This window comes from Lysinibacillus sp. UGB7, from assembly GCF_049058285.1.
Classification (GTDB): Bacteria; Bacillota; Bacilli; order Bacillales_A; family Planococcaceae; genus Lysinibacillus; species Lysinibacillus sphaericus_B.
In genome coordinates this window covers 16912-30441 of sequence record NZ_JBMGUV010000010.1, presented here as the reverse complement: position 1 = coordinate 30441, position 13530 = coordinate 16912, and the positions used below count along the sequence as shown (strand labels likewise).

Annotated in this window: 9 protein-coding genes; all 9 read right to left on the bottom strand. The window is 40.4% G+C overall.

Annotated features, from left to right (window positions below):
- Positions 1-417: 417 nt before the first annotated feature.
- The 9 genes from rpoE to ACOMCU_RS10920 all read right to left on the bottom strand — a co-directional run bounded on the left by rpoE (position 418) and on the right by ACOMCU_RS10920 (position 13526).
- Positions 418-945 carry a DNA-directed RNA polymerase subunit delta gene (gene rpoE / locus ACOMCU_RS10960; protein ID WP_051112178.1) on the bottom strand — a complete coding sequence of 176 codons (528 nt, stop codon included), beginning with the start codon at positions 943-945 and terminating at the stop codon, positions 418-420.
- Positions 946-1634: 689 nt separating this feature from the next.
- Positions 1635-4883: a fused isobutyryl-CoA mutase/GTPase IcmF gene (gene icmF / locus ACOMCU_RS10955; protein ID WP_421050176.1), complete on the bottom strand. Its 3249-nt coding sequence runs from the start codon at positions 4881-4883 to the stop codon at positions 1635-1637.
- Positions 4884-5084: 201 nt separating this feature from the next.
- Entirely contained in the window at positions 5085-5717 is a 633-nt protein-coding gene (locus ACOMCU_RS10950; RefSeq protein ID WP_010857955.1) for a TetR/AcrR family transcriptional regulator, read from the bottom strand.
- Positions 5718-5720: 3 nt separating this feature from the next.
- Positions 5721-6857, bottom strand: a complete 1137-nt coding sequence (locus ACOMCU_RS10945; RefSeq protein WP_010857954.1) for an acyl-CoA dehydrogenase — start codon at positions 6855-6857, stop codon at positions 5721-5723.
- Between the two features lie 101 nt (positions 6858-6958).
- Positions 6959-8092: an acyl-CoA dehydrogenase gene (locus ACOMCU_RS10940; protein ID WP_421050175.1), complete on the bottom strand. Its 1134-nt coding sequence runs from the start codon at positions 8090-8092 to the stop codon at positions 6959-6961.
- Positions 8093-8161: 69 nt separating this feature from the next.
- The gene (locus ACOMCU_RS10935; RefSeq protein WP_421050250.1) at positions 8162-9013 is read right to left on the bottom strand and encodes a 3-hydroxybutyryl-CoA dehydrogenase; all 852 of its coding nucleotides are present in this window, start codon (positions 9011-9013) and stop codon (positions 8162-8164) included.
- Positions 9013-10218, bottom strand: coding sequence for an acetyl-CoA C-acetyltransferase (locus ACOMCU_RS10930; RefSeq protein ID WP_421050174.1), 1206 nt, complete (start codon positions 10216-10218; stop codon positions 9013-9015). The genes ACOMCU_RS10935 and ACOMCU_RS10930 overlap by 1 nt, the downstream gene beginning before the upstream one ends.
- Positions 10219-10451: 233 nt before the next feature.
- The gene (locus ACOMCU_RS10925; RefSeq protein ID WP_421050173.1) at positions 10452-12665 is read right to left on the bottom strand and encodes a heterodisulfide reductase-related iron-sulfur binding cluster; all 2214 of its coding nucleotides are present in this window, start codon (positions 12663-12665) and stop codon (positions 10452-10454) included.
- A gap of 297 nt (positions 12666-12962) precedes the next feature.
- Complete coding sequence (locus ACOMCU_RS10920; protein ID WP_219361274.1) at positions 12963-13526, bottom strand: cob(I)yrinic acid a,c-diamide adenosyltransferase; 564 nt, start codon at positions 13524-13526, stop codon at positions 12963-12965.
- Between the last annotated feature and the right edge of the window lie 4 nt (positions 13527-13530).

Genomic DNA, 13530 nt, shown 5'->3' with positions numbered 1-13530 from the left:
AAAAGCCGAGAATGCCTACATAAAAATATAATGTAGTCGATTCGAAGCTATAATCGTTTCTATCTCTTTTTATACTTTCCTTTACCCAAACTCACCTGGGGGCAATAACCATCAAAATTAAATTCAAAAGGCTTTCACCAGGGAATTAAGCTCTATTCAGTTACCGATTATTATACATAATGAATAGTTAACAACAATTATATTCATCTATTGCCTATATTCATCAAAGAAATAACTGAAAAAGGTAAAAACAAAAAAACGCTCCTCCTGCATAGGTTTGCAGGGGGAGCGTATTGCATACACGGTCTTTCTCCTCTTTTAAGGAGCCCAAGTAAAAGATTAAACGGAACCGTGAAAGAAGTCAAGATTTTTTACTACTTGTACAAAAGTAAGAAAATTCAAAGAGAAAATTACGAATTACGCTTCTTCCTCTTCCTCTTCATCTACTTCGTCTTCGTCGATGAAGTCTTCGTCGATTTCTTCATCGATTTCTTCGATTTCTTCTTCATCCTCAAATTCAATTTCTTCTTTTTCTTCATCGATTTCTTCTTCAACAAATTCTTCATAATCTTCATCGAAGTCGATGTCTTCTTCATCTAAATCTTCTTCAATGTCATCGTCTTCATCAAGAGTAGCCTTTGATTTTTTCTTATGAGTTTTAACAGATGGAGCTGTTTCTTCTTCAATTTGTTCGACCTTAAACCATTCACGTAAACCCCAACCTGATTCTTGGTTGTATAAGAAGCGACCATCCACATTCATATCAGTGTAAAATTGTAGCAAGCGTGATTTAATATCAGCATCACTAAAGCCAGTAAGCTCTTTAATAATTGTTAGCAGGTCATTAAATGACACTGAGGCACGCTTTTCAGTTAAAATTGCATAAGTTAAGTTAATTAACGATTCTTCTGCTAATTGTTCTTTTGTCATTTCACGAAAATTCAATTCGCGCACGTCCTTTCCCTCATCACATACGGATGTATTAAAAATTAAATGGTGCTCTATCTTCATTCATCAGAAAACGCTCACCTCTATAGGCGGTGAGGTGAATGCAAGTTTTTTCCTACCATTAGCTAAATGTAGATAAAGCCTCCGGCGGATGTCACAGATTTTGAAAGGAGTCTATGTTGGCCTAACTTCGTCGCATTTTGCGCAAATGGCTAACTGACCTGCATCGCGTAGGCCTAAGTACAATTCAAAATCCGGACGCAATTACGCCAAGGCGAAATTGATTTTCCGAGCGCACCTAAAAAAGGCCGCACAAAAGTAACTTTCTATATCATAAGCATAATACCCATTATATACAAAGTTTTAGTCTCTTTGCTAGCTTCAATTACTGTTTTTTATATCACGTATTATTTTAAAACCAAAGTAAAACAAATAAACAGACAATAATAGTAAAGGAATAGCGCCAATTTGCTTATTATACAGGAAAATGACTCCTAACACTAAAGCTAAAATGATAATGTAGTGAATAACTGATTTCATCCTCTACTGCGCCCCCTTTGTCATTCTATTATAGCGAAAATAAAAAGAAGTGCCTAATCGAAAGACTAGACACTTAAAACTACAGCAGCATTTCGCATAAAATAGAATAATTTGTAAATAGAAAGCGATTATCGCACGCTTACTTTCTACATATTACGACGGAACTGTCCGCCTACTTCATATAATGCTTTTGTAATTTGTCCTAAGCTTGCTACTTGTACAGTTTCCATTAGTTCTTCAAAAATATTACCGTTGTTCACAGCAACTTCTTGTAAACGAGCAATAGCCGCCTCTGCGTCTCCTGTATGCTGCTGCCAGAAGGCTTGTAGGTTTCGTATTTGTGTTTCTTTTTCTTCCGTTGAAGCACGCGCAATTTCCATATTGTCAATGGCGTCATCTGCCGGTGGGTTTGGATTTAAGTATGTGTTTACGCCGATAATTGGTAATTCACCCGAATGTTTTAGCATTTCATAGTGCATGGATTCTTCTTGAATCTTACCACGTTGATATTGCGTTTCCATTGCACCTAACACACCACCACGATCATTAATACGATCAAATTCTTCTAACACAGATTCTTCTACCAAATCAGTTAATTCTTCAACGATAAATGCACCTTGTAATGGGTTTTCATTCTTCGCTAATCCATGCTCTTTGGTAATGATCATTTGAATTGCCATTGCACGACGTACTGATTCTTCTGTTGGTGTTGTAATCGCTTCATCGTAAGCATTTGTATGGAGTGAATTACAGTTATCTTGTAGTGCCATTAATGCTTGCAATGTAGTACGAATATCATTAAAGTCAATCTCCTGTGCATGCAAGCTTCGACCAGATGTTTGAACATGGTATTTCAGCTTTTGCGCACGCTCGTTAGCACCATATTTATCACGCATAACGACTGCCCAAATACGACGAGCAACACGGCCAATCACTGTATATTCTGGATCTAGCCCATTGGAGAAAAAGAACGATAGATTTGGCGCAAAATCATCAATATTCATACCACGGCTTAAATAGTATTCAACATACGTAAAGCCATTTGCTAGTGTAAATGCTAGCTGTGAGATTGGATTCGCTCCAGCTTCTGCAATGTGATAGCCCGAGATAGATACTGAGTAATAATTACGCACTTTTTGGTCGATAAAGTATTGCTGGATATCCCCCATCATGCGCAGTGCAAATTCAGTTGAGAAAATACAAGTATTTTGCCCTTGGTCTTCTTTTAAAATATCTGCCTGCACTGTCCCTCGTACGACCTGCAATGTTTTTTCACGTGTCTCCGTGAACTCTTCGACTGTTAATGTACGATTTAATGCTTCCTCACGCAGCCTCACCTGCTGATCAATTGCTGTATTCATAAACATTGCTAAAATAATTGGGGCAGGTCCATTAATTGTCATCGATACTGAAGTTGATGGCGCGCAAAGGTCAAAGCCTGCATAGAGCTTCTTCATATCTTCTAACGTACAAATTGACACACCTGACTCTCCGACCTTACCGTAAATATCCGGACGATAATCAGGATCCTCACCGTATAATGTTACGGAGTCAAAGGCCGTGGATAAACGTTTTGCGTCATCGTCTTTCGATAAATAGTGAAAGCGTTTATTTGTCCGTTCCGGTGTGCCCTCTCCAGCAAATTGTCGTTTCGGATCTTCACCTTCACGTTTAAATTGGAACACTCCTGCAGTATACGGGAATTCACCTGGTACATTTTCTCTATAGACCCAGCGTAAAATTTCACCGTAATCAACGAACTTCGGTAGAACGACCTTTGGTATTTTTGTACCAGAAAGACTTGTTGTCGTTAAAATCGTCCGAATTTCTTTATCACGAACTTTGGTTACAAATACATCACCAGCATACGCTTCTTTTAAAGTCTGCCAATTTTCTAGAATACGCTTGGATTCAGCTGATAATTCATCACGGACACCTTCCGCTAAAGACGTAAGTGATGCAACTAGTGCGTCATCTGGCGCCTTTTCCTTGACTGTAGCAATGGCACCCTCAAGTTGGAATAAACGACGTGCAAATGCTACCTGTTGCTCTGTTTTTTTATGATAACCTCGCACTGTATCAGTAATTTCACGTAAATAATAACGACGATCGTTTGGAATAATGACATCCTGCTTTTGCGTTTTCGCAAATTGTTCATAACTTGTTTCCCAATTGCTACCTGTTTTATTATTAATAATGTTCACTAATACTGCAAATAAAGTATTTGTTCCTTTATCATTAAACTGACTGGCAATTGTACCATATACAGGCATGCTATCAATTGGTTCTTCCCAAAGCTCACGAGATCGTTGAAGCTGTTTTTGCACTTGACGTAACGCATCTTCTGAGCCTTTACGTTCAAATTTATTGATAGCAATTACATCCGCAAAATCAATCATGTCAATCTTTTCAAGCTGTGTTGGTGCCCCAAACTCACTTGTCATAACATACATGGATAGATCCGTGTACTTTGTAATTTCCGCATCACCCTGACCAATCCCACTCGTTTCCACGATGATTAAATCATAACCTGCAACACGTACAACATCTAAGACATCACCAATGGAAGCGGTCAATTCTGTACGTGAGCCTCGTGTCGCCAAGCTTCGCATATACACACGATTATTGAAAATGGCATTCATACGAATACGGTCTCCAAGTAATGCCCCACCTGTTTTTTGCTTTGTCGGATCAACGGAAAGAATAGCCACACGTTTATCTGGGAATTCCTTCAGGAAGCGGCGAATAAGCTCATCCGTTAATGAAGATTTCCCTGCACCACCCGTTCCTGTAATCCCTAAAATTGGCGTCCCTTTCGAACGTTTGCGCGCTTCTACTAACATAGCTTTCGTTTCGGCATCATCGTTCGATTCTGCCGCAGTAATTAAATTTGCCAGCAATTCTGGTGTTTCTGTTGTTAAGATTTCTAGCTTTTCATCGTAGTCTCCTGTCGCCGTTGAGAAATCTGTCCCTTTAATTTGCTCGTTGATCATCCCTTGTAGACCAAGCACTCGCCCATCTTCTGGCGAGAAAATGCCAGAAATACCATATGAATGTAGCTCTTTAATTTCACGTGGTAAAATAACACCACCACCGCCACCATAAATTTTAATATGAGGCGCTCCTTTTTCACGCAGTAAATCATACATATATTTAAAGTATTCCATATGGCCGCCTTGATATGAGGATACAGCAATGCCTTGTGCATCCTCTTGAATAGCCGCATTCACGACTTCTTCAACAGAGCGGTTATGTCCTAAGTGAATTACTTCCACACCACTAGATTGCAAAATACGTCGCATAATATTGACTGAAGCATCATGCCCATCAAAAAGACTGGATGCTGTTACAAAACGCACGTGATTTTTTGGACGGTATACTTCTACCTTTGCCATATATGAAACCCCCACTTTCTCCCCTTAGTAAATCTCTTTCTTAACGTATGAACCGCATTATAAGCTAGCGGCGAAGTTGAGTTTTGTGGCAAACACTCACCTCTTTATACGAAACATATAAACGAACCATCATACTGCCTCAAATAAAAATCGGTAATTGCAATATCCATCTATGCAATTACCGATTACCCCTTAAACTGATTAGAACCCCTTAATGCCTGATATGAATAATGTTGTCTGCATATCAATATACTCATCAAGTGTATGTTGACGATGGAGCGCCCATTTACGAAACGCCCAACTTTGGCCTTGAACGACTAAGTTATTCGCAGCCAAATGAATTTGCTTGTCAGTCATTGAAATTTCACCTGTCTCTACACAGCGTTTTAATAGTCGCTCAAAAGTGGCAACCATTTCGAATTCCTTACTGAATACATAGCGCTGCGCTTCCCTCGACAAGGATTTCGTTTCTTGATACATAATCGTCAATTCATCGACCATACTATCAATTTGCAAGAAATACTCACGAATCATTTCTCTTAATTCTTCGATAGTACCTGCCTTAATTTCGAAACTTGCTAGTCGCTCCATTGCGTGATGATAAATACTGTCACATACAAGGTATAGTACATCTTCTTTCGTACGAATATATTCATATAATGTACCGATACTAAAGCCCGCAGCTTTCGCAATTTCTCTCGTCGTGGCACGATGAAAACCTTTTTCTTTAAATAATTTAATAGCACCTTGAATCATTTGCTCTCGGCGAATAGCGATCAGATTTTCATCTTTCACAGTTGACTGTACTTGGGGCCTTTTACTTTTTTCTGTCATAAATTACTTTGTCAACATACGCGAAATCACCAGACGTTGGATCTCCTGCGTACCTTCGTAAATTTGTGTAATTTTCGCATCACGCATGAAACGTTCTACCGGATAATCTTTTGTATAACCGTAGCCACCGAAAACCTGCACTGCCTCAGTTGTTACACTCATTGCTGTGTCACCAGCCATTAATTTCGCCATTGCAGAAGCCTTACCATATGGTAGACTATTTGACTCTAACCAAGCAGCTTGGTATGTAAGAAGTCTTGATGCTTCAATTTGTGTAGCCATATCCGCTAATTTAAAAGACACACCTTGATTTGCAGTAATTGGCTTGCCAAATTGCACACGCTCTTTTGCATATTCTACAGCTGCATCTAACGCACCTTGAGCAATTCCTACAGCTTGAGCCGCAATACCGTTACGTCCCCCATCCAGTGTAGTCATCGCAATTTTAAAGCCTTCCCCCTCTGCACCAAGCAAATTTTCTTTTGGTACACGGCAGTTGTCAAAAATAATTTCAGTCGTTGGCGATGAACGAATTCCTAGCTTTTTCTCTTTTTTACCAACTGAGAAGCCCTCAAAACCTGCTTCAACAATAAAAGCAGATGTGCTGTTTTTCGCTTCTGGGTCTGTTACAGCAAATACAATATAGGTATCTGCTACACCACCATTCGTGATGAAAATCTTCGAACCATTTAAAATATAATCATCGCCGTCACGTTTGGCATATGTTTTCATACCGCCTGCATCTGAACCTGAAGCTGGCTCTGTTAAGCCATATGCACCAATATGTTTACCTTCTGCCATAGGACGAAGATACTTTTGTTTCTGTTCTTCCGTTCCGAATTTGTATAATGGCCATCCTGCAAGTGAAGTATGTGCCGATAATGTTACCCCTGTTGAAGCACATACACGTGATAGTTCTTCTACAGCAATTACATAGGCAAGATAATCAAAGCCTGCACCACCATACTCTTCTGGCCAAGGAATACCTGTTAATCCTAGTTCAGCCATTTTTTCGAAAATTGTACGGTCAAAAGCTTCATTTTCGTCGCGCTCCGCTGCAGTTGGTGCTACTTCGTTAATAGCAAAGTCTCGAATCATTTCACGTAATTGTTCGTGTTCTTCTGTTAATTGAAAGTTCATGGTCCATTTCCCCTTTTATATGAATGAATTTCACTTTGACGTCATTTGATTTCGTAGATACACCAATCTCTTCACTTATTGAGATGGAGACTTTTATTGCATCAAATTAACTGTTTACTAATCACCAACTTTTGGATTTCACTTGTACCCTCATAGATTTCTGTCACTTTGGCATCACGGAAATATCGCTCTACTGGATAATCCTCTGTGTAGCCATAACCACCGAAAATTTGTACAGCTTCAATCGCAGTTTGCACCGCTGTACGAGAAGCGAAAAGTTTAGCCATCGAGGCTTCCGCTCCGCACGGTAAGCCTTTGGCCCGTAAATCTGCCGCACGATAGACAAGCAATTTTGCCGCTTCAACCGCAGTCGCCATGTCTGCTAGCTTGAAGCCAACTCCTTGCTGTGCTGAAATTGGTTTACCAAATTGGACACGTTCTTTCGCATAAGCTGTTGCTGCTTCAAGTGCTGCTTCAGCAATACCTAAGGCTTGAGCTGCAATGCCAATTCGACCCACATCTAAATTTGCCATCGCAATTTTAAAGCCTTCTCCTTCTTCCCCAAGAAGATTTGTAGCTGGTATGCGACAGTTATCGAATGTCAGTTGTACTGTGCGTGAGCCATGTAAGCCCATTTTGTGCTCATCCTTACCTATCACTAAGCCCGGCGTTCCTTTTTCGACAATAAACGCTGAAATTCCTCGCGTCTTGTCGGCTTGATTGGTAGATGCAAAAACGATATAGACATCTGCCTCACCACCGTTTGTAATAAACACCTTTGATCCGTTAATAACATACTCATCACCATCACGCACCGCTTTTGATTGCAATGAACCTGCATCTGAACCTGCGCTTGGCTCTGTTAAACAAAATGCGCCTAAATATTCTCCCGAAGCTAGTTTTGGGACATAACGTTGCTTTTGTTCATCATTACCAAGATAAATTATAGGGTTTGTACCAACTGAGGTATGCACCGATAAAATAACACCCATCACTGCACTAACCTTAGATAATTCATTAATGGCTAGTATGTAAGATGTAAAATCCATCGCAGAGCCACCTAGTTCTTCTGGTGTTGTAATGCCCATTAAACCAAGCTCACCCATTTGCACAAGTAGCTCTCGTGGAAACTCCCCTGCCTCCATACGATCTACCCACGGTGCAATCTTTTCTTGCGCGAAATCTCGCACCATATCACGCATCATGATCTGTTCATCTGTAAATTGTAAATGCATCTATAATGTCACCCCTCTATGTTGTCACGTAGCATTACATTTTTGTTGAATAATCCCATCCCCATAGGATTATTCGTAAACGTAAAAGCCTCTTCCTGATTTCTTGCCCAGCCATCCTGCTGCCACATATTTACGTAACAATGGACAAGGTCTGTATTTACTATCCCCTAAGCCCTCATGTAAAATCTCCATGATTGACAAGCATGTATCCAGACCGATAAAGTCCGCTAATGTTAGTGGCCCCATTGGATGATTCATCCCAAGCTTCATGACATCATCAATAGCTTCTTTCGATGCAACACCTTCATACAATGCATAGATTGCCTCATTAATCATTGGGAGTAAAATACGATTCGAAATAAAACCTGGGAAGTCATTTACTTCCACTGGCATTTTTGCTAATTTCACTGTCATATCTTCAACAGCTTTGTAAACCTCATCAGTTGTTGCTAAACCTCTGATGATTTCAACAAGCTTCATAACAGGTACTGGATTCATAAAGTGCATACCAATGACTTGCTCTGGACGGTTAGTTACTGCTGCAATTTCGGTAATTGGTAGAGATGATGTATTCGTTGCTAAAATGGCATGTGCGGGTGCAATAGTATCTAATTGGCGGAAGATGGATTGCTTCACTTCCATGTTTTCCACAGCCGCCTCGATAATAATATCTACATCACTCGCATCCTGTAAATCTAGTGACATAGTAATACGACCTAGAATTGCTGTTTTCTCATCTTCTGTTTTACGATCTTTTTCCACATCACGCGCTAAATTTTTTGTAATTACCGCTAATCCACGCTCAAAAAATTCTTGCTTCATGTCATTTAGTTTGACTTCATAGCCAGCTTGAGCACAAACCTGTGCAATCCCTGAACCCATTTGACCAGCGCCAATGACCATAACCTTTTGAATTCCCATCATTCATGTCCCCCTGTAGTTGGTACCTCAATCATGATTGCATCGCCTTGCCCTCCCCCAGAGCAAATGGCAGCAATACCAATTCCGCCACCTCGGCGTTGTAATTCATGTGCGAGTGTTAAAATAATGCGTGCTCCGGAAGCTCCGATTGGATGTCCTAGTGCCACTGCCCCACCGTTGACATTGACCTTCTCTGCATCAAGTTCCGCAAGCAGAGTGCTGACAAGAGCTACAGCAGCGAAGGCTTCATTAATTTCGATTAGATCAATGTCAGCTATTGTTTTCCCCGTCTTTTTAAGAAGTTTATTGATAACAAGTCCTGGTGTTTGCGGGAAGTTTTCAGGCTCCATCGCGAGTTCCTCATGGCCGATGATAATGGCAAGTGGCTCTCTGCCTTCACGTACTGCTCGCTCCTCACTCATTACTACAAGTGCACATGCTCCATCATTTACTCCAGGTGCATTACCCGCTGTAATCGTGCCGTCCTTATCAAAGGCCAGCTTTAACTTAGCAAGCGCTTCCATCGATGTTCCAGCTCTTGGTGCCTCGTCTATACTCACTAGAAGCGGATCACCCTTACGCTGTGGTATTTCTACTGGTACAATTTCCTGTGCAAAGTAGCCTTTTTCTATTGCCCCTAGTGCACGTTCATGGCTGCGTAGGGACCAAGTATCCTGTTCCTCGCGACTTAACGAAAACGTAGTCGCTGTCGTATTGCCATAGCTTCCCATATGCGGTCTTGCCTGATTAAAGGCACATGTTAAACCATCATATAGCATGCCGTCTATCATGGTGGAATCGCCCATGCGTAAACCTGTGCGACCCTTCATTAAATAGTACGGTGCATTTGACATAGACTCCATACCGCCAGCGATAATGACTTCTTCGTCCCCTAACCGAATTAGCTGATCTGCTAACGTTACTGCGCGCATCCCTGACGCACAAACTTTATTAATCGTTTCTGTTTTCACCGAAGTTGGTAAACCTGCTTTTAGTGCAGCCTGTCTTGATGGTATTTGTCCCTGACCACCTTGTAGGACTGTGCCTAAAATTACTTCATCCACTTCATTTGGCATAATACTCGCCTTCTCTAGTGCCCCTTTAACTGCAATTGCTCCCAGATCACTTGCGTTGAGTGATGATAGTGCTCCTCCAAATTTACCAAATGCCGTTCTTGCTCCTGCTAAAATTACCGCTCTATTCAAGTAAAACACCCCTTTTGTTTTACGTTCTCGATGAAGGTATCGATTAGTGTCTTTTCCCAAACCCCGTTGTTGACTGAACGCTCGCTCGATTCTTCTCGATGAAAAATGGGAGTCCTTAACTAACTCCCATTTCCATAAATCTTATTCTACAAAACAATTAATTGTTGTGCAATTTATATTTTTCAGATAACCAAAATATTTCTGCAATAATCAGCTATTTTCTTAGCAAGTAGTTATTTCTCGTCAATTTCCATAGTATCCACTGAAGCGACTACCTCTTCTAACATCTCTTCTGATACTCCTTCAGTTGGCGCTTCAACAACTTTCACTTTCTCACCGAATACAGAACGCTCCAATAACTCTGCAACATCGAACGTACTAATTGTATCTTCAACTTCTTTTGCCTTTGTTCCATCCTCTAGCATTGTTAAACAGTACGGACAGCCAGAAGAAATCACCGATGCATTTGTTGCTAAAGCTTGCTCTGTTCTTGCTACATTAATACGATTTCCAACATGCTCTTCCATCCACATTAAACCGCCACCTGCACCACAGCACATTGCCGTTTCGCGATTACGTTCCATTTCCACAAGCTTAACGCCTGGAATACCTCGAAGAATCTCGCGTGGTGCATCATACACATCATTATAGCGACCCAAGTAACAAGAATCATGGAAGACAATTGTCTCATCGACTTCATAATTCATGGCTAGACGATTTTCTTCTATCAATTGATTTAGTAGCTCTGTATGGTGATAGACTTCACCTTTCCAGCCGAAATCTTGGTATTCATTTTTGAAGATATTGTATGCATGCGGGTCAATCGTAACAATTTTCTTCACATCATTTTTCTCGAACTCATCGATATTGGCTGTCGCTAACTCTTGGAATAAAAACTCATTCCCTAGACGACGTGGTGTATCTCCTGAGTTTTTCTCTTTATTTCCTAATATCGCAAACTTCACTCCAGCCTCATTTAATAGACGGCAGAAGGCTAAAGCAATTTTTTGTGAACGGTTATCAAATGCACCCATAGACCCTACCCACAATAGATACTCCATGTCCTCGCCCGATTTTTTCAGTTCTTTCACCGTCGGGATATTGATAGTTGAATCAAGGTCACGCCAATTTTCTTTTTCTTTACGGTTTAGCCCCCAAGGATTACCTTGACGTTCGATGTTTGTCATCGCGCGCTGTGCATCTGGATTTACTTTTCCTTCAGTCATCGTTAGATAACGACGAAGGTCAATAATTTTATCGACATGCTCGTTCATTACTGGACATTGGTCTTCACAGTTACGGCAAGTTGTACATGCCCAAATCTCTTCTTCAGTAATTACTTCACCTATTAAAGAAGGGCTATAAAAGTCTTCCATGATTGCGCCCTCAGCACCAGCAGCCGTTGCTAGCTGATTCCCCTTTGTATTAGCAAAGAATTGATATGGCACCCACGGTTTTTGCTTTGTGACAACCGCCCCTGTAAATGTTAAATGATCACGAAGCTTGACGATTAAGTCCATTGGTGACAGCATCTTTCCTGTTCCTGTTGCCGGACACATATTTGTACAACGACCACATTCTACACAAGAATATAAATCGAGCATCTGCTTTTGCGTAAAGTCTTGAATACGTCCAACACCTATGGCTGGAATATCATCTTCACTGTCCGCATTTTCACCCGCTTCTTCAAGTGCCTCGAAGTCAATTGGTGTTAACGTTCCCGTACGATCTAAACGGTTCATATACACATTAATTGGACTCACAATTAAGTGGAAGTGCTTCGATTGTGGTACATAAATTAAGAATGTTAATAGGATTAATAAATGTGCCCACCACATGACATAGAAAACACCTGCTGCTACAGATGCTGGTAAAAAGCCAAAGATAGCTGCGATTGCTGATGCTACAGGTTCCGTATAAGTTAAGCCTTCGCCATGCCAGATTAAGCCCATACCATTTGCAAATAATGTTGATACCATTAAACCACCAATGAAGATTAATACTAAACCATTTTTCCAACCGCGTTTTAGACGCACTAGCTTTTCAACGTAGCGACGGTAAAACGCCCACACTACCGCTACCAAAATCATTAACACTACTAACTCCTGGAAGAATGTAAATACACCATAGAAAATCCCTAGTGGTAAATGGGAATTTGGTGCTAATCCCTTCCAAATTAAATCAACAGCACCTAACTGTACCATCAAGAAACCATAAAAGAACATGACGTGAATTAAACCACTTTTCGGATCTTTTAATAGCTTATTTTGACCAAATACATTGACCATTAAATAACGAATACGTTCTTGAACACTTTCATCAAACTCAACCTTTTTCCCCAGTTGTACAAACTTGTAGCGTGTTTTTAACAGATAGAAAAATAATCCTACTGCATAAAGCACAACCACGACTGTTAAGACAATGTTTGCAATTAGTAATGGATTCATGGTTGGTCCCCCCTTAGCTTGTCGTAATTTCTCTCTTTGTGTTAAATTTGCTAGTTCATGCGTAAATGTACGCTATTTTGTTACTATACTCATATTCTAATAAATGAGTGAGCATTCAGTCAACACAAATCAAAAATATTTCTGATAATTTTATATTCTTACACTTCACAAGAAAAAAAGCCACCCTGAAATTTTCAAGGTGGCCCTGTAGCAAATATATAGAGTAGCGAAAGCACTCAGGCAAGCCTACGTACAAGTCAAAATTCTGAATCAATTATGCCTAGATGTAGGTATTCGCTATTTTTTAAATACTTTTCCACTTCGAATATACTCAATGTCTGCTACGTTTAAGCGTGCATTGACAACACGTGCAGCCGCAAATAAATAATCAGATAAGCGATTTAAATATTTTTGTACAATTGTTGGTACATCCTGGATTTCTTTCATCAGCGTTACCATTTGACGCTCTGCTCGGCGTGCAACTGTACGCGCAATGTGTAGTGTTGCTGCTGCTGGTGCTCCACCTGGCAAAATAAAGCGTTCTAGTGGCGGCGCTTCATCAGATAATGCATCAATACGCCCCTCCAATACTACAATCGGTTCTTCTGCAAGTTTATAATGACGTTCCTTCATGACATTTGCAAGATCACCACCTGCATCGAAAAGTTCATGCTGAATCGTTTCTAAATCCACTAAAATGTCTTTGAATAATTCGCGATCTAATTCACTTACTGCCTTACCGATAAATGAATTTAGTTCATCAATTGCACCATATGTTTCTACACGTAAGCTATCTTTATCGACACGTCCACCGATCAGACTTGTTTTACCTGTATCGCCTGTTTTTGTGTAAAGTTTCATTCAA